The 15,808-nt window shown below is 74.3% G+C and carries 16 protein-coding genes; 9 read left to right on the plus strand and 7 right to left on the minus strand.

All coding sequences use genetic code 11. The features are described from left to right. Position 1 precedes the first annotated feature (1 nt). Positions 2-1,180 carry a S1 family peptidase gene (locus K7854_RS12255; protein WP_226026461.1) on the plus strand — a complete coding sequence of 393 codons (1,179 nt, stop codon included), beginning with the start codon at positions 2-4 and terminating at the stop codon, positions 1,178-1,180. Positions 1,181-1,269: 89 nt separating this feature from the next. On the opposite strand, the gene K7854_RS12260 is transcribed toward K7854_RS12255, so the two are convergent. From K7854_RS12260 to K7854_RS12280, 5 genes are all read right to left on the minus strand, one after another. Further along, positions 1,270-1,713, minus strand: a complete 444-nt coding sequence (locus K7854_RS12260) for a hypothetical protein (protein ID WP_226026462.1) — start codon at positions 1,711-1,713, stop codon at positions 1,270-1,272. A gap of 179 nt (positions 1,714-1,892) precedes the next feature. Beyond that, on the minus strand, positions 1,893-3,221 hold the full coding sequence (locus K7854_RS12265; RefSeq protein WP_226026463.1) for a cation:proton antiporter: 1,329 nt from the start codon (positions 3,219-3,221) through the stop codon (positions 1,893-1,895). A gap of 1,171 nt (positions 3,222-4,392) precedes the next feature. Continuing rightward, positions 4,393-5,634, minus strand: a complete 1,242-nt coding sequence (locus K7854_RS12270; RefSeq protein WP_226026464.1) for a cytochrome P450 — start codon at positions 5,632-5,634, stop codon at positions 4,393-4,395. Positions 5,635-5,898: 264 nt separating this feature from the next. Beyond that, complete coding sequence (locus K7854_RS12275; protein WP_226026465.1) at positions 5,899-6,531, minus strand: hypothetical protein; 633 nt, start codon at positions 6,529-6,531, stop codon at positions 5,899-5,901. A 132-nt stretch (positions 6,532-6,663) separates the two neighbouring features. Next, positions 6,664-7,077: an SRPBCC family protein gene (locus tag K7854_RS12280; RefSeq protein WP_226026466.1), complete on the minus strand. Its 414-nt coding sequence runs from the start codon at positions 7,075-7,077 to the stop codon at positions 6,664-6,666. A 35-nt stretch (positions 7,078-7,112) separates the two neighbouring features. Here K7854_RS12280 and K7854_RS12285 point away from each other — a divergent pair, with 35 nt between their 5' ends. Further along, entirely contained in the window at positions 7,113-8,426 is a 1,314-nt protein-coding gene (locus tag K7854_RS12285) for a PP2C family protein-serine/threonine phosphatase (protein WP_226026467.1), read from the plus strand. A gap of 19 nt (positions 8,427-8,445) precedes the next feature. On the opposite strand, the gene K7854_RS12290 is transcribed toward K7854_RS12285, so the two are convergent. Continuing rightward, on the minus strand, positions 8,446-8,757 hold the full coding sequence (locus K7854_RS12290) for a hypothetical protein (RefSeq protein WP_226026468.1): 312 nt from the start codon (positions 8,755-8,757) through the stop codon (positions 8,446-8,448). Between the two features lie 142 nt (positions 8,758-8,899). On the opposite strand from K7854_RS12290, the gene K7854_RS12295 reads away from it, so the two are divergent. Genes K7854_RS12295 through K7854_RS12305 form a run of 3 tightly spaced genes read left to right on the plus strand, consistent with a single transcriptional unit; the run spans position 8,900 to position 10,664 of the window. Continuing rightward, positions 8,900-9,610, plus strand: a complete 711-nt coding sequence (locus tag K7854_RS12295) for a nucleotidyltransferase family protein (protein WP_226026469.1) — start codon at positions 8,900-8,902, stop codon at positions 9,608-9,610. Then, positions 9,607-9,939, plus strand: coding sequence for a BON domain-containing protein (locus K7854_RS12300; RefSeq protein ID WP_226026470.1), 333 nt, complete (start codon positions 9,607-9,609; stop codon positions 9,937-9,939). Before K7854_RS12295 ends, K7854_RS12300 begins: the two co-directional genes overlap by 4 nt. Further along, positions 9,939-10,664, plus strand: coding sequence for a metallophosphoesterase family protein (locus K7854_RS12305; RefSeq protein ID WP_226026471.1), 726 nt, complete (start codon positions 9,939-9,941; stop codon positions 10,662-10,664). The genes K7854_RS12300 and K7854_RS12305 overlap by 1 nt, the downstream gene beginning before the upstream one ends. Positions 10,665-10,679: 15 nt before the next feature. On the opposite strand, the gene K7854_RS12310 is transcribed toward K7854_RS12305, so the two are convergent. Then, complete coding sequence (locus tag K7854_RS12310) at positions 10,680-11,324, minus strand: GNAT family N-acetyltransferase (protein WP_226026472.1); 645 nt, start codon at positions 11,322-11,324, stop codon at positions 10,680-10,682. 109 nt (positions 11,325-11,433) lie between these two features. On the opposite strand from K7854_RS12310, the gene K7854_RS12315 reads away from it, so the two are divergent. The 4 genes from K7854_RS12315 to K7854_RS12330 all read left to right on the plus strand — a co-directional run bounded on the left by K7854_RS12315 (position 11,434) and on the right by K7854_RS12330 (position 15,774). Beyond that, complete coding sequence (locus K7854_RS12315; protein WP_226026473.1) at positions 11,434-13,923, plus strand: molybdopterin oxidoreductase family protein; 2,490 nt, start codon at positions 11,434-11,436, stop codon at positions 13,921-13,923. Next, complete coding sequence (locus K7854_RS12320) at positions 13,920-14,420, plus strand: hypothetical protein (protein ID WP_226026474.1); 501 nt, start codon at positions 13,920-13,922, stop codon at positions 14,418-14,420. Before K7854_RS12315 ends, K7854_RS12320 begins: the two co-directional genes overlap by 4 nt. A 171-nt stretch (positions 14,421-14,591) precedes the next feature. Beyond that, positions 14,592-15,125 (plus strand): DoxX family protein, encoded by a 534-nt coding sequence (locus K7854_RS12325; protein ID WP_226026475.1) that lies wholly within the window; start codon positions 14,592-14,594, stop codon positions 15,123-15,125. An 85-nt stretch (positions 15,126-15,210) separates the two neighbouring features. After that, positions 15,211-15,774 (plus strand): hemerythrin domain-containing protein, encoded by a 564-nt coding sequence (locus K7854_RS12330; RefSeq protein WP_226026476.1) that lies wholly within the window; start codon positions 15,211-15,213, stop codon positions 15,772-15,774. Positions 15,775-15,808: the final 34 nt, after the last annotated feature.

Below are 15,808 nucleotides of genomic sequence, written 5' to 3' on the forward strand. Positions count from 1 at the left end.
CGTGAGACGCAGCAGACTCAGGCACCTCGGCCTGGCCGGACTCCTCGTGCTCGGCAGCCTGACCGCGGTCGGCACCCTGCCGGCCTCGGCGGCCGAAGCCCCCGCCCACTCCCCCTCCACCTCGTCCTCCGAGCAGCCGGCCTCGGCCGGCCTGCTGGACGCCATGCAGCAGGACTTCGGCCTCACCCGGGCCGAGGCCGAGCACCGGCTCGCGGCCGAACGCGAGGCCACCGGCATCGAGCCCGCGGCACGCCGGGCGGCCGGGAAGGCCTTCGGCGGCTCGTGGTTCGACGCGGACGCCGGAAAGCTGACCGTGGCCGTCACCTCGGACGCGGCACCCTCGACCCTGCAGGCGATCCGCGCCACCGGCGCGCAGGTCCGCACCGTGGAGCACAGCGCACAGCAGCTCGACGCGGCCAAGGCACGCCTGGACCGTCTCGACGCACCGGCCGGCGTGAGCAGCTGGCGCGTCGACCAGGCGGCCAACAAGGTCGTCGTGGACGTGGTCGCGGGCGAGCGTGCTGACAACGATGTCCAGGGCTTCCTGGAGCAGGCCCGCGAGGCCGCGCCGGTCGCGGTGCGGACGGTGCCGTCGGCGCCGCGGACCTTCGCGGCCGGCACCGTCGGCGGCGACCCGTACTACACCGGCAACGTCCGCTGCTCGATCGGCTTCTCGGTGCACGGCGGGTTCGTCACCGCCGGGCACTGCGGCCGGGCGGGCGCGGGGGTCAGCGGCTGGGACGGCTCGTACATCGGCACGTTCCAGGGCTCGTCCTTCCCCGACAACGACTACGCGTGGGTCAGCGTGGGCAGCGGCTGGTGGACCGTGCCGGTCGTGCTGGGCTGGGGCACGGTCTCCGACCAGCTCGTGCGCGGCTCGAACGTGGCACCCGTCGGCGCCTCGATCTGCCGCTCCGGCTCCACCACCCACTGGCACTGCGGCACCGTGCTCGCCCACAACGAGACGGTCAACTACAGCGACGGCTCGGTGGTGCACCAGCTGACCAAGACCAGCGTGTGCGCCGAGGGCGGCGACTCCGGCGGCTCGTTCATCAGCGGTGACCAGGCGCAGGGCGTCACCTCGGGCGGCTGGGGCAACTGCTCCAGCGGCGGGGAGACCTGGTTCCAGCCGGTCAACGAGATCCTCAACCGCTACGGCCTGACGCTGCACACGGCCTGACGGCGGTGGGGGGCCGGTCCGGTCGACGGTCCGGCCCTCCCCGGCCGCGGTGCCCGCGGCCCGGCACGACGACGTGCCGGGCGGCGGGCTCAGACGTCGCCGGGGCCGGTCCCCGGCTCCGGCGCCTCCAGGCCCGTCGCCGTGGTCAGCCGACGGTAGGCGGCCCGTGCGTGGACCAGACGGGCCAGCGCCGTGCCCACCAGGGCCGCGCCGAGCAGACAGGCCAGCCAGACCGTGTCGCGCCGCCCGGCCCAGGTGAGCGTGCCGGCCGGCGGTATGGCGAAGCCGTTGAGGGACAGCCAGCACAGCACCGCCGTCCCCGGCGCGGCCGTGAAGCGGGCGCACAGCCCGAGCACGGCCGCCAGCAGGGAGAGCGCGACCAGGGCGAGTCCCGGACGCCCCGCGCCCACGATGCCGTTGAGGAGCGCGACCAGCAGCAGGGCGCCGCCGAACGCCCCCGCCCACACCAGTGGAGCCGCGACCGGCCGGGGAACGGGTCTGGCACCGCTGCCCAGGGGCACCCACTCGATCATGCTGACGGCTCCTTCCGGTCCCGGACGCCTCCGACCACGGTGTCGGGCAACGCACCTGTGGGCAGATTGTCCCACCGGCGGCCTCGGCGCCGTGCCGCCCGGGGCGACGACCGGCCACCGGGCGCCGTTCCTCGGCCCTGCGGACCCGGGCCCCCGGCGCCCGCCCCTCCCGTCCCCGGCTAGCGCTCCGCCTCGGGGTGCTCCGGGGAGGACGACGACCCGGCGGAGGCCGCCCGGCACGGCACCGGCACCGCGGCCGGCTCCGGGCGGCCGTCCCCCTCCGTCTGCGCTCCGGTCCCGCCACCGGCCACCTCGGCCGGCGGCTTCCCCCCGGGCAGGAGTCCGCCGACGGCGCGCAGCGCACCGGCGAGTACCTGGGCGCGTTGCGCGACCACGGGTCCGAGGACGGCGAGGACGAGGACGTAACCGGCGATGAAGGGAGCGAGCCGGGCGTCGAGTCCGGCCCCCGCGGCCATGGCGGCCAGGATCAGCGCGAACTCCCCGCGGGCGACGAGGGTGGTGGCTATCTCCGCGGCCGGTTCGGCACCGTAGCGGTAGACCCGGGCGACGCACAGCCCGGCGACGACGTTCATGACGACGGTCAGTGCGGCCGCCGCCGCGACCGGACCGGCGACGGAGGCGAGGTCACCGGGGTCGATGGCGAGTCCGAAGGCGAAGAAGAAGATGGCCGCGAAGGCGTCGCGCAGCGGGTGCACCAACTCGCGGATCCGCGGCCCCGAGGGGGTGCCGGCGAGGATCAGACCGACCATGAAGGCGCCGATGGCGTCGGCGACGCCCAGGACTTCGGAGACGCCGGCGACGAGCACCGCGGCGCCGAGGAAGCTGATGACGAGCAGTTCGTCGTCCCGCGTGTCGATCAGACGGCCCACGAGCCGGGTGCCGTAGCGGGCGGCGGCGGCCAGTACGAGCAGGAAGCCGAAGGCCTTGCCGGCCTGGAGTGCCGTCTCGGCGACGCCGTGCGCGCCCGAGATCACCGGCTGCAGGGCGGCCAGGTACAGCGCGAGGAAGATGTCCTCCACGACGATGACACCGAGGATCAGCCGGGTCTCGGGGCGGCCGATCCGTCCCAGGTCGATGAGGATCTTGGTGACGATCGCGGAGGAGGAGATGCCGAGCACCCCCGCCAGGACCAGTGCCTCGCGCACGCCCCAGCCGAGGACGAAGCCGAAGCCGAGTCCGGCGCCGACGTTCAGGAGCAGGTAGATGCCCCCGGCGGTGAGCAGCCGTTTGCCGCCGCTCTTGAGGTCGTCGAGGTGGAACTCCAGCCCCAGGTAGAAGAGCAGCAGCACCAGTCCGAGCGCGGAGAGCATCTCGAAGTCGTGCGCGTCCTCGACCAGGACGAAGCCCGGTGTGTGCGGGCCGAGCAGGATGCCGGCGAGCATGAACAGGGGGATCGTCGGAAGTCCGATCCTCCCGCCGAGGCGGGCGAGGAACGCGGCGGCGACGAAGGCACCGCCCATGGCGAGCAGGGTGTCAGCGTGTCCCACGGGTCACCGCCTTCGACCGCGCGGAGGTTCGGGAGGGCTTCACTTGACGGGGATGGATGCGGGTTCTCCTTCGTAGGGGTTGCGTCGTCGGACGGGTGGGCGGTCGGGCGGGCGGCGGCACCGCCGACGATCAGGCGGGCAGCGGCCCACGGGCGGGCACTCGGACGGACGGGCTGACGAGCTGACGGGCAGGCAGACGGCCGAATTGCGTCGGCCCGGGGCGCCGGTGCCCCTGACACCGCCCCCGGCACACGGGTGCGCACGGCGCACCCGGAACGTACGAACGACGCGGCGACCCGCGTGAACCGGGCGGGACGCGCCTGCCCGCACCCTGCCCGGCGCCCGGAAAGCCCCCCGGGCGCGGCGTCGGTACACGGTCACACGCCGGGCCCCCGCACGGCCATCGGGGACGACACCCAAATGGTCCGGCGGCCGACACCCATCGTCCCGGGGTGCAGGACGGCTCCGCGGCCCGGGGCGGACGCGTCGCGGCCGACTCGGGGATCCCGGCCGCGGCGCGTCCTGCGGCCCCGGGTACGGGAGGACGACGCGCACCGGGGCATGACCGGCGACTTCCCCGGCTCCCCGCCCTGACACTGCACCAACCGAGTGATCGTCGCGGCTCTGAGGTCAACCGCGGTGCCGGGGCCCTCCTTTCACCGAAGCGGCCCAGCTCTATGACCATGCCCCCAGCCGACATTCACGCCGACCCGGGTACGCCGTCCGCCCCGCCGCGGGATGCGACGGGGCGGACGATTTGCGGACGGTCCGTCAGCACGGTGTGGTTGCCATCAACTTCTCGAAGGAAGCCATGCAGTCCGGGCAGTGACGCGCCCGTTCACCGTCGGATGCCTCGATACGTTCGCGGAGCTGCTGTCCGCAGAGTGTGGCCGCGGCCTGTTTGGCCAGTACGTGCCACACCAACGCTCCGCCCGCCTTCTCCGGGCCCACGCACATTTCGTACATGATCGGCCTCCCAGCCTGGACGCCGCTGACACTCTCCAGGAGACACCGGTTCGGCCGTGACCAGTAGCGCGCGGGGTCCATTCGGGTGACGGCCGCTGTCGGCCGCCCGGGGTGGGCGCCCACCCTCAGGGCTGCAAACGATCAGCCAACCGGCCCTCTACGGGTGGTCGCGTGACGTGTCGTCGACGGGCCCCTTGACGCCCGGTCAGGGCGCGCGCACGCCGGTTACGGCGAAGCCGCTGCGGGGGCGGGTGGGGACGCGGCGCAGCGGGATGCGCAGGTCCTGCCCCGGGACCGTGTACTCCAGGCGGGCCAACCGGACCGCCAGGGACTCCAGCAGGCCGACGGTGACGCGCTCGCCGGGGCAGCGGTGACCGTGGGCGGGGTCGCCGCCGCCCTGCGGGATCAGCTCGTCGGGGGCGGGCGGCCGGTCCAGGAACCGCCCGGGCCGGAAGGTGTACGGGTCGCCCCAGAGTTCCTCGTCGTGGTTCTGTCCGTAGACGTCGAGCAGCAGGATCCCGCCGGCCGGGACCGACTCGCCGTGCCAGGTCAGCTCCCGCACGGTCCGGCCGCCGAGGAACGGGGCGAACGGGTAGAAGCGGCGGACCTCGTGCGCGAAGGCGGTGGCGAACGCGCCGTCCCCGCCGCGCAGCCGCTCGCGGTGGGCCGGCCACCGGTGCAGGGCGTGGGCGGCGAAGGCCACGAACCAGCTCACGGCGACGGTGGGGCGCAGGACGTTCAGCAGTTCCACGGCCGCCGTGCGGGAGTCCAACGGGCCCTGTGCGGTGTCGCGGTGCCGGGCCACCCGCGCCAGCATGGAGTCCGCCGGGGCGGCAAGGGCCCCGGACCTGACCTCCTCGACCAGGCGGGCCGTGCGGGTCTCCTGCCGGGCGCGGGCGCGACGGGCCCGCAGCTGGCGCGGCCCCGGGGTGGCGAAGCCGTCCACCATCGCGAGCAGGTCCCGGGCCAGGGGTTCGGCGTCGACGGCCCCCGGCGGGATCCCCGCCCAGTCGCAGACCCCGCGGGTGAGTACGACGGCCGCCTCGTCGAACAGCACGACCCGCGGGCGCTCGCTCCAGGAACGCACGGCCTCGTCCCAGGCCGCGGTGACGTGGTCGGTGAGGCGGGCGACGCGGTCGGCTTCGAGCAGCGGCAGGAACAGCTCCTTGCGGGCGCGGTGGGCGTCGCCGTCGAGGGTGTGGACCGCGCCCTGCCCGAAGAGGGTGTCCAGCACCGGTGCCGGGACGGCGCCGTGGCGGTGGACGTGCGACTCGTCGTAGAAGAAGCGCACGGCTCGCGGACCCCGTACGGCCAGCGCGGGACGGCCGAGCAGCCGGGTGCTCAGCACGGACCCGGTGGTCTCGCGCATGCGGTTGGGCAGCCAGGCGTAGCCCTCGGCGAGCAGGGCCGGGGTGCGGTCGATCAGCGGGCGGCGGTGAGCGTCCATGGCGGGTGGGTGCCCCGGCACGGCGAGCGGACACCGGCGTCCCGGTCGTCCCTGGAGTGCGGGGGGGGCGAGCCGGGTTCCGCACATGACCGTTCGCCCGTTCGCCCGGGTCGCGCTCGTCGGGGCCGGAGCACTGGCGCTGCTCGGCCCGCTCACCGCGACGGCCACCGTCGCGGCCCGTTCCTACGACAAGGCCGGCCCGGTCGCGCCGAGCGGCGGGGCGGCAAGAAGATCGCCGGCGTTCCGGGCTGCTGAGGGGCGCGTTCAGGAGAGCTTGTCGACGGCCGTGGCGGTGGTGGTCCGGAAGTCGGTCACCCGGGCGTCCTCGAAGGTGCCCATCTGTCCCCACTGGACGAGGGTGACGGTCCTGCCGTCCCGGCCGACCGAGAACAGGTTGATGTCGGTGGCTCCCCACTCGGTCACCGTGTGGACGCCGTAGACGTGGGCGCCCTCCTCCACGTCCAGGCGGCCGTAGTACTTCTGCGTGGCGGTGACCTCCGGGTTGCGCTCCATCACCGTGCGCGCGCAGTCGTCGAGATCCGCGCGCAGCAGGGCGGCGAACCGCTCGGCCCGCCGGGTGCTCCGCTCGACCACCGTGACCTGGAGGGCGCCGGTGTCGTACTCGGTCCAGTACCTGCGGTGGGAGGAGGTGGACGGCAGCGCGTCGCCCACGCACATCGGGGCCGGGTCCGGCTGCCCGGCGGTGACCGGTCCGGCGTACCAGTCGGAGGCGGGGTGCGGCGGCAGTTCGGACGGCTCCAGGAAGGCGGGCGGCGCGGAGTCCGCCGTCCCGGGGTGCGGCGCCGCCGCGGTCCCCGGGACGGCGGCCACGGCGAGCGCGGCACCGGCCACCACAGCGGTCAGGGCGGCACGGGCTCCTCGGTCACGGACGTACATGTCTCCCCCATGGCGGGCGTGTCGGTCGACGACCCCGCGGACCGGTCGTCCGGTTCATCGGCGTCGCCCGGGTTTCCCCGTACGACACGGCAGGGCCGCCATGGGTTGCCCCGGGTGTCCTCGGCGTCCTCCTCAGCCGGCCGCGTTGTCGGTGCGCATCCTCACCTGTTCCTCCAGCCGCCGCAGGCTGCCGTCGAGGGCCTCGGCCACCGTCCGCCGGCCCGGGTCGTGCCCCTCGTCGAAGAACGACAGGTGCACCGTGACCTCGCTGGCCCCGCTGTCGAGTCCGGCGACCTGGAGCCAGCCGGCGTAGCTGCCCTGTTCACGGGTGCCCCACTCCAGCCGCATCTGCTCGGGCCGGGCGCTCAGCAGCGCCGCGGTGTCCTGGTCGGTGCGGTCCTCGTGCACGGTGACGGCGGGCGGCTCCTCCGGCTCCACGTGCAAGTCCCGGGGCAGCCAGGTCTCCAGCTGTCCGACGTTCGCGGCCTGGTCGAAGACCTGCTCGGGCTGGGCGGGCATGGTGCGGGAACGCTCGTACTCGGTCATGCGGCACCACTCCTCGGTGCTCGGGGTCGTACGAGGTGACGCGTGCCCCTTCTGCCGGGGCCGAAGCGCCACGCGGGCGGGCGGCCCGACGGGCGGGGCGGGACGGGCGGTGCCAGACTGCTGGGCACCGTCCCCGCCGCGGCGGGCCCGCGACGAGAGGAGACGAGGTGTCCACGCCGGACCCGGACGACGCGGGGCTGTGGAGGTTCCTCGCCGATCCGGCCCATCTCACGATGGACCTGCGCACCGCCACCGCCCACTGTGCCCGGGCGCTGGGGCTGCGGCGCGCCGTCGTCTACCTCGTCGACATCCAGCAGCGCCAGCTGGTCCCCCAGACGGCCGTGGCCCCGCCCGCCCCGGTCGACGGCTCCCTGGCCGGGTGGGCGTACCGCACCCAGTCGCTGCGGGTGGAGGAGTCCGGGGCGAGCGGCGGCATCACCGCCTGGTTCCCGCTCGTCGACGGTGCCGAGCGGCTGGGGGTGCTGGCCGTGCACGAGACGGCCCTCACCGCCTCCTCGCTGACCCGCGGCCGGGCCCTCGCCTCGCTGCTGGCGATGATGATCACGTCCAAGCGGGCCTACGAGGACTCCTTCGTCCGGCGCACCCGCACCGAGCGCATGCAGTTGCCCGCCGAGTTGCTGCGCGCCCTGCTGCCGCCGCGCACCATCGGCGACGGGAACGTCGTGTCGACGGCCGTGCTGGAGCCCGCCTACGAGGTCGGCGGTGACGCCTTCGACCACGCGCTGACCGAGACGACCCTGCACGTGGCCGTCCTGGACGCGATGGGGCACGACCTGGCCTCCGGGCTGACCACCACGGTCTCGCTGGCGGCCTGCCGCAACGCCCGGCGCACCGGTGCCGACCTGCCCACGCTGGTGCGCAGCGTGGACGAGGCGCTGTCCAGCTGGCTCCCGGACAAGTTCTGCACGGCGGTGGTGGCGCAACTGGACCTGGCCACCGGGGTGCTGCGCTGGGCCAACTGCGGACACCCCGCGCCGATCCTGATCCGCGACCAGCGGGTGATCATCGACGCCATGGAGCGGGAGGCCGACCCGCCCATGGGCCTGCCGTTCCTGCTGAGCCCGCACCCGCGCCGGACGCACGAGATCGCGCTGGAGCCGGGGGACCGGGTGCTGATGTACACCGACGGTGTCGTGGAGGCCCGGACCAGGGAGGCCAAGCTGCTGGGCCTCGAACGCTTCGCCGACTACGTCATCCGGGCCACGGCCGGCGGCGAGCTGGCGCCGGAGTCGCTGCGCCGGCTGATCCACTCGCTCCTCGCCATGCAGGACGGCCGGCTGCGGGACGACGCCACGCTGCTGATGTTCGAGTGGCGGCCGCCTTCCTGAGGCGGCACCGCTGTCCGCCTCACACGCCGTGCCCATGGGCGCGCAGCCAGGCGTGCACGGTGTCCTTGTCCGCCGGAGTGATCCGCACCTCGCCCGCCACGTAGGGGCCCTCGTCCTCGGTGAACCCGGTGTCCGTGACCCTGGCGGTGACCCAGGTGGCCAGGTCCTGGGCGGCCCGTTCGGTCAGCGCGTCCCGTTCCCAGCCCTCCCGTGCCTCGCCGGCGGCCTCGGCATCGTGCCGTTCGGTCTCGGCCAGCCACGCCGCCACCAGCCGTTCCACGGTCCGGCGGTCGGCGGTGTCGGTCCGCTGTCGCATCCGCTCGTCGCTCATGCCGGGCGAGTGCCCGCGATCCTCGCCGCCCCACACCGGCACGGGCCGCGGTGTCGGCGGTGCGGCGCCGGGTACCCGACCCGTGAAGGGGAGGGCCGGTCCGGTCCGTTCCGCGACGGCGACAGCCCGGGAAGGGGACACGATGAAGCAGCCCGCCGACGACCACGCCACCGGCCGACGGGGCGGCGTCTTCGAGCTGCGCCCGGCCGCCGGTGACCGGGGTCCCGCCGCCCGGAGCGAGGCGACGGGCGAGGACCTGCCGCTCGACCGCAACCAGGCCATCCTCCAGGCCGCCAAGCAGGTGGGCTCGACCCTGAAGAAGGCGGAGCACCCGTTCGCGCTGGCCGGCAGTGTCGCCGTGTACGCGCACGGCGGCACCCAGAACCTCCAGCACGACGTCGACTTCTGTATCCGGCCCGAGGACGCCGACGCCGTCGCCGCAACGCTGCGGGAAGCGGGGCTGACGGTCTACACCCCGCCCGAGGACTGGCTGCTCAAGGCGGACTGCCTGGGACAGCAGGTCGACCTCATCTTCGAGCTGGCGCACGAGCCCGTGACGACGGCTCTGCTGGCCCGGGCCCAGGACCTGTCGGTCGACTCGGTGCTGATGCCGGTCCTGGCGCCGACCGACCTGCTGCGCGGTCTGCTGGCGGCCTTCTCGGAGCACCACTGCGACTTCGGTGCGGTGCTGCCGATCGCCCGCACCCTGCGCGAGAAGATCGACTGGGCGGCGCTGCGCCGCGACTGCGGCGACGCCCCGATGCCCGCCGCGTTCTTCTTCATCCTCGAACGGCTGGAGATCATCCCTCCGGCCGGTCCCCCGGCCACCGCATCGAAGGAGGGCCGGCGATGAGCGACCCCGTCGGACACCGGGGCCCCGCGGCGAGCGGCCCCGCCCCCGCGCCCGGAAGGCCCGGAGACTCCGGGCATCCCGAGCAGCCCGAGAACGTCGAATACCGGGTGGCCCACCTCCAGGACCGTCTCGCCGCGGAGGAACTCGGTGAACTGGGTGTGCGTGCCGAGGTCCGCGCCGGGGCGATCGCGCTGACCGGCACGGTGCCCTCGGCGCAGTGCCGCGAGACCGTGCTGCGCATCGCCCGTGAGGAGCTGGCCGGGCTGACCGTGCACGCCGACGTCGTGGTGGCGGACACCACCCGCCCCGATCACGCCGAGGAGCTGTGATGATCCGCGTCGCCGCCGTCGGGGACATCCACATGGGACCCGACAGCCAGGGGCTGCTGCGGCCCGCGTTCGAGACCCTGCCCGACTGCGCCGACCTGCTGCTGCTCGCCGGGGACCTCACCCGGCACGGCACCGTGGAGGAGGCGCGGGTGGTCGCCCGGGAGGTGCGCGGCCTGCCGGTGCCGGTGGTGGCGGTCCTGGGCAACCACGACCACCACGACGAACGGCCCGAGGAGGTCACCGCCGTCCTCCGGGATGCCGGTGTGACCGTACTGGAGGGCGAGGCGGCCGTGGTGGAGTGCGCCGGGGGCCGGGTGGGGATCGCCGGGACGAAGGGGTTCGGCGGCGGCTTCGTGGGGCGCAGCGCGGGCGAGTTCGGCGAGCCGGTGATGAAGGAGTTCGTGCGCACCACCCGCCGCTCGGCGGACAGCCTGCACGCCGCGCTCAAGGAGCTGGACCAGGAGGACTGCGCGGCGCGGGTGGCGCTGACGCACTTCTCCCCCGTCGCGGACACGCTCGCCGGGGAGCCGCCGGAGATCCATCCGTTCCTCGGCAGCTACCTCCTGGCGGAGGCGATCGACACGGCCGGCGCCGATCTCGCCGTGCACGGACACGCCCACCTGGGCTCGGAGCACGGGATGACGGCGGGCGGGGTCCGGGTGCGCAACGTGGCGCAGCCCGTCATCCGCCGGGCCTTCAACGTCTACCGACTGGGCGCGGACTGACCGCCCGTCCGGCCGTCAGGTCCCTTCCGTGTCCTCGGTCGTGCGTCCCAGGCAGGTGACGTCCGCCGGATCGAGGCCCGCCGCCGCGATCTCGTGGAAGCCCAGGCGGTCGTAGAAGGCCCTGGCCGGGGTGTTGGCCGTCGCCATGACCAGGTGGACGGCCGGGACGCCGCGTTCGCGCAGGGCCCGCCAGAACGTCCGCATCAGGGTCCGGCCGTGGCCCTGTCCCTGCCAGGCGGGCAGCAGGTCGATGTGCAGATGGGCGGGGTAGGCGGCCAGTTCCGGGATGATCATCCGCTCCGGGTCGTGCAGCAGCCCGGCCATGACCTCGTCCGGAGTGCGGTCGCCGGGCGGGCCCTCGGGGGCCGGGTGGCGGTGCGCGACCCGGGGCAGCCACTTGGTCCGGAACTCCTCTGCGAAGCGCGTGGTGTCCGCCGTGCCGAGGATGTAGCCGACCGCCCGTCCCTCGCCGTCGTCCAGCACGAAGGCCAGGTCCGGGTCCAGATGGACGTAGGGGGCGGCGAAGATGGCCGGGAGGATCGCGGGGTCGGCGTACACGGGCCGGCTGTCCCGGCCGTTGTGCGCGGTGCGGATGCAGATGTCGTCGAGGGCCGGGGCGTCGGCGGCGCGGTAGGGGCGTACGGAGGCAGTCGCTGTCACCGCAGCATCCTGCCCGCTTGGGAGCGCTCCCACAAGTGGTTCGCTTCAATCAACGGCGCCCGGGTACCCGGCGGCCGGCAGTGCGGCGGAAGTCGGCGGGAGGCCGGTGATGGAGGACACGACGGACCGGATCGCGCGGCCGTGGGGCGCACGGGCGCCTTACGGACGGCACGAGACCTGGCCCACCCGGGTGGACACGTTCCTCGCCCAGGGGGTCGAGCCCGGCGCGGTGCAGCGCTGGGTGCAGTCCGCGTCGATCCTGCACTCGGACGGCGACGCCATGGACGTCGCGGTGGCCGACGGCCGCATGGTGGGTGTGCGGGGCCGGGACGCGGACCGGGTCAACCGGGGCCGGCTCGGCCCCAAGGACCTGTTCGGCTGGCAGGCCAACGCCTCGCGCGACCGGCTGACCCGCCCGCTGGTCCGGCGCGACGGGCGGCTGGTGGAGACGGACTGGGACACGGCGATGGACCTGGTGGCCGACCGCTCCCGCGCCCTGCTGGACTCGCGCGGTCCGGGCTCGATCGGCTTCTACACCAGCGGGCAGCTGTTCCTGGAGGAGTACTACACGCTCACCGTGCTGGCCCGGGCCGGCATCGGCACCCACCACCTCGACGGCAACACCCGCCTGTGCACCGCCACGGCCGCGGAGGCGCTGAAGGAGACCTTCGGCTGCGACGGGCAGCCCGGCAGCTACGACGACTTCGACCACGCCGACGTGATCGCGCTGTTCGGCCACAACATCGCCGAGACCCAGCCCGTGCAGTGGATGCGGCTCCTCGACCGCCTGGAGGGGGCCGACCCGCCGCGGCTGCTGTGCGTGGACCCGCGTCCCACCCGCGTCGCCGAACACGCCGCCGTGCACCTCGCGCCCCGGGTCGGCACCAACGTCGCCCTGCTCAACGCGCTGCTGCACGAGACGATCCGGCACGAGCGGATCGACCGCGACTTCATCGCCGCGCACACCGTCGGCTTCGAGGAACTGGCGGCCCGGGTCGCCGACTGCACGCCCAAGTGGGCGGCGGAGATCTGCGACGTCCCCGCCGCCCTGATCGAGGAGGCCGCCGAACTCGTCGGCACCACCGACGCGTTGGTCTCCACCGTGCTCCAGGGCGTCTACCAGTCCCACCAGGCCACCGCCGCCGCCGTCCAGGTCAACAACCTGCACCTGATCCGCGGCATGCTGGGCCGGCCCGGCGCGGGCCTCCTCCAGATGAACGGCCAGCCCACCGCGCAGAACACCCGCGAGTGCGGCGCCAACGGCGACCTGCCGGGCTTCCGCAACTGGCAGAACGACGCCCATGTCGCCGACCTCGCGAAGGTGTGGAACGTCGAGCCGGAGACCGTCCCGCACTTCGCGCCGCCGACCCACGCGATGCAGATCTTCCGCTACGCCGAGCAGGGCTCGCTGCGGATGCTGTGGATCAGCGGCACCAACCCGGCCGTCTCGATGCCCGAGTTGTCCCGCATGCGCTCGATCCTGTCCCAGGAGCGGCTGTTCACGGTCGTGCAGGACCTGTTCCTGACCGAGACCGCGCAGCTGGCCGATGTCGTGCTGCCCGCCGCCACCTGGGGCGAGAAGACCGGCACGCTCACCAACGCGGACCGCACGGTGCACCTGTCCCTCAAGGCGGTGGAGCCGCCCGGCGAGGCCCGGTCCGACCTGGACATCTTCCTGGACTACGCGCGGCGCATGGACTTCAAGGACAAGGACGGCGGTCCGCTGATCACCTGGGACGGCCCCGAATCGGCGTTCGAGGCCTGGAAGCGGTGCAGCGCGGGCCGCCCCTGCGACTACACGGGCCTGTCCTACGCCAAGCTGCGCGACACCAGCGGCATCCAGTGGCCCTGCCACGACCGGGCCCCCGAGGGCACCGCGCGGCTCTACACGGACGGCATCGACTGGGCCCACCCGGACGTGTGCGAGAGCTACGGCAAGGACCTGGAGACCGGCGCCTCGCAGGAGGTCGTGGAGTACCGCTCCCTCAACCCGGACGGCAGGGCGATGCTGAAGGCGGCCGCCTATCTGCCGCCGCACGAGGAGCCGGACGAGCAGTACCCGTTCCAGCTGACGACCGGCCGGACGCTCTACCACTTCCACACCCGTACGAAGACCGGGCGGGCGCCCCAGCTGAACGGCGCCGCCCCCGATGTGTGGGTGGAGGTCTCCGCCCCGGACGCGGAGCGGCTCGGCCTCGGCGAGGGCGACCTGGTCGAGGTCGCCGGCAGGCGCGGCTCCCTGCGCGGACGGCTGCGGGTGACCGGCATCCGGCCGGGGCTGCTGTTCGTGCCGTTCCACTACGGCTACTGGGACACCGGGGGCGGGTCGGGGCCGGGCCCGGACACTCCCGGGCGGGCCGCGAACGAGACGACCGTCACGGACTGGGACCCGGTCTCCAAGCAGCCGCTGTTCAAGACGGCCGCGGCCGCGCTCACCCTCGTGGAACGCGGCGACGGCCGGCCCTCCCCGGCACCGACGACCACCGCCTCGGCACCGGCCGCCGCAGCCGTCCCGCCCACCTCCGGCGGTCCGGCGGCGCGGACGACGGAGCGGGAGCCCGCCGGGTTCCCGCACGGCTCCGAGGAGGGCGCCCGGTGAACGGCGTCAACCTGACCCTGCGCACGCTGCACCGCGGCGAACGGCGGCTGGCCCACGAGCTGGTGACCGTGGCCGAGCGGCACACGACCGAGCACGAGGTCCACCACGTCGCCACCGACCTCGCCCGCTGGTCCCGGGAGCACGTGCGGCGGCTCGCCCAGACCGCCGCGGAGCGCGGCGTGCGGCTGGGCGAGGCACCGGAGCCCTCCTCGGACGGCGTCTTCGCGACGCTGCGCGAGAAGGCGTCCGAGGCGGTCGTGCACCGGCCGGAGCCGGGTCTGCTGCTCCTGCGCGACCTGCGGGAGCTGCACGTCGCGGCGGCGGAGAACTCACTGCACTGGGAGATGCTGGCCCAGGCCGCCCAGGCCGCCCAGGCGTCGCGGGACGGCGGGCTGCTGGCGCTCGCCTCCTCCTGCCACCCGCAGACACTGCGCCAGATGCGCTGGACCAACACCATGATCAAGAATTTGTCGCCCCAGATCCTCACCAGCCTGTGACCTGCGGGTCCCGCGCGGTGCGGCGCCGGCAGGCACGGGTGCGCCGACGGACGCCGAATGGCGGCGGCCGGCCGGGGCCCCTGATGATCCCGGTGGGGCACCACCCCGCCGGCGTCCCGTCGGCACCCCTCACCCAAGGACCCCGACCCCGGGAGAGAGCGAGACAGCGTCATGAGTCTTCTGCGTCTGGCCGGCCGGCCGATGCTCGCCTCGATGTTCGTCGCGGGCGGCCTGCAGTCGCTGCTCAGGCCCCAGGACGTGGCACCGGCGGCCGAGCCGGTCGTGCGGCCGGTGGCCGACCGCGTGCCGGTCCTGCCGGACAGCACCGAACAACTCGTCCGGCTCAACGGCGCCGTCCACGTGGTGGGCGGGATCATGCTCGGGCTCGGCCGCTGTCCGCGGCTGGCCGCGCTGGCCCTCGCGGTGACACTGGTCCCCACCACGCTGGCGGCGCACCGGTTCTGGGAGGCGGAGGACCCCTCCGACCGCGCCCAGCAGCGCATCCACTTCATCAAGAACCTGTCCATGCTGGGCGGACTGCTGATCGCGGCCGACGACACGGGCAGCGCGCCCTCGTTGCTGTGGCGCGGCCGGCACGCCGCGCACGACCTGCGGCACGACGCCCACCTGGTGCGCCGCTCGGTGCGGGCCACGGCCGGCCCCGCGGCGCGGGCGGGCGGTGTCCGGGCGAGGCTGGGGGTCTGACCGGGCGTTAACCCGCCTCCTGCGGGGGGACCCGACGGCCGTGACGGCCGGTCCCGCGGCCGCCACGACGTTCTGGAGGTGGAGCATGGGTCACGGAGGAGACGTCATCGACGAGCTGACGACCGATCACCGCGAGGTCGAGGAGCTCTTCGGCAGGATCGAGGCGCTGCCGCCCGGCCACAAGGACCGCAAGCTGTACGCCGATCAGGCCACGATCGAGCTGATCCGGCACTCGGTGGCGGAGGAGGCGTATCTCTACCCGGCGGTTCGTGAGCACGTGGCGGGCGGGGGTGCGCTCGCGGACAAGGAGCTGGCGGACCACGCCGAGGCCGAGCAGATCATGAAGGATCTGGAGGGCTGCGCGGCGGACGACGCCGAGTTCGACCGGTTGATCGGCATGCTGATGAGCGAGATCCGCGAGCACGTCGCCGACGAGGAGGGCAATCTGTTCCCGCGGCTGCGCGAGGCGTGCCCCGCGCAGGCCCTGGACGAACTGGGCGACAAGGTCCGGCAGGCGAAGAAGACGGCGCCGACGCGACCGCACCCGTCGGCTCCGGACAAGCCCCCGATGAACAAGCTCCTCGCCCCGGGCGCGGGCATGGTCGACCGGGTGCGGGACGCCATGTCGGGACGGGGCAAGCCGGGCTGAGCGGCCACACCTCGGGCACCGCTGTGCGGATCGC

It is taken from the genome of Streptomyces hyderabadensis (assembly GCF_020404845.1).
Taxonomy (GTDB): Bacteria; Actinomycetota; Actinomycetes; order Streptomycetales; family Streptomycetaceae; genus Streptomyces; species Streptomyces hyderabadensis.

Bases quoted from the DNA above. Each gene is read 5' to 3' on its own strand.
- K7854_RS12290 (WP_226026468.1), bottom strand. From the start codon at position 8,757: ATGAGCGACGAGCGGATGCGACAGCGGACCGACACCGCCGACCGCCGG.
- K7854_RS12275 (WP_226026465.1), bottom strand. From the start codon at position 6,531: ATGTACGTCCGTGACCGAGGAGCCCGTGCCGCCCTGACCGCTGTGGTG.
- K7854_RS12300 (WP_226026470.1), top strand. From the start codon at position 9,607: ATGAGCGACCCCGTCGGACACCGGGGCCCCGCGGCGAGCGGCCCCGCC.
- K7854_RS12295 (WP_226026469.1), top strand. From the start codon at position 8,900: ATGAAGCAGCCCGCCGACGACCACGCCACCGGCCGACGGGGCGGCGTC.
- K7854_RS12315 (WP_226026473.1), top strand. From the start codon at position 11,434: ATGGAGGACACGACGGACCGGATCGCGCGGCCGTGGGGCGCACGGGCG.
- K7854_RS12305 (WP_226026471.1), top strand. From the start codon at position 9,939: ATGATCCGCGTCGCCGCCGTCGGGGACATCCACATGGGACCCGACAGC.
- K7854_RS12325 (WP_226026475.1), top strand. From the start codon at position 14,592: ATGAGTCTTCTGCGTCTGGCCGGCCGGCCGATGCTCGCCTCGATGTTC.
- K7854_RS12260 (WP_226026462.1), bottom strand. From the start codon at position 1,713: ATGATCGAGTGGGTGCCCCTGGGCAGCGGTGCCAGACCCGTTCCCCGG.
- K7854_RS12270 (WP_226026464.1), bottom strand. From the start codon at position 5,634: ATGGACGCTCACCGCCGCCCGCTGATCGACCGCACCCCGGCCCTGCTC.
- K7854_RS12330 (WP_226026476.1), top strand. From the start codon at position 15,211: ATGGGTCACGGAGGAGACGTCATCGACGAGCTGACGACCGATCACCGC.
- K7854_RS12280 (WP_226026466.1), bottom strand. From the start codon at position 7,077: ATGACCGAGTACGAGCGTTCCCGCACCATGCCCGCCCAGCCCGAGCAG.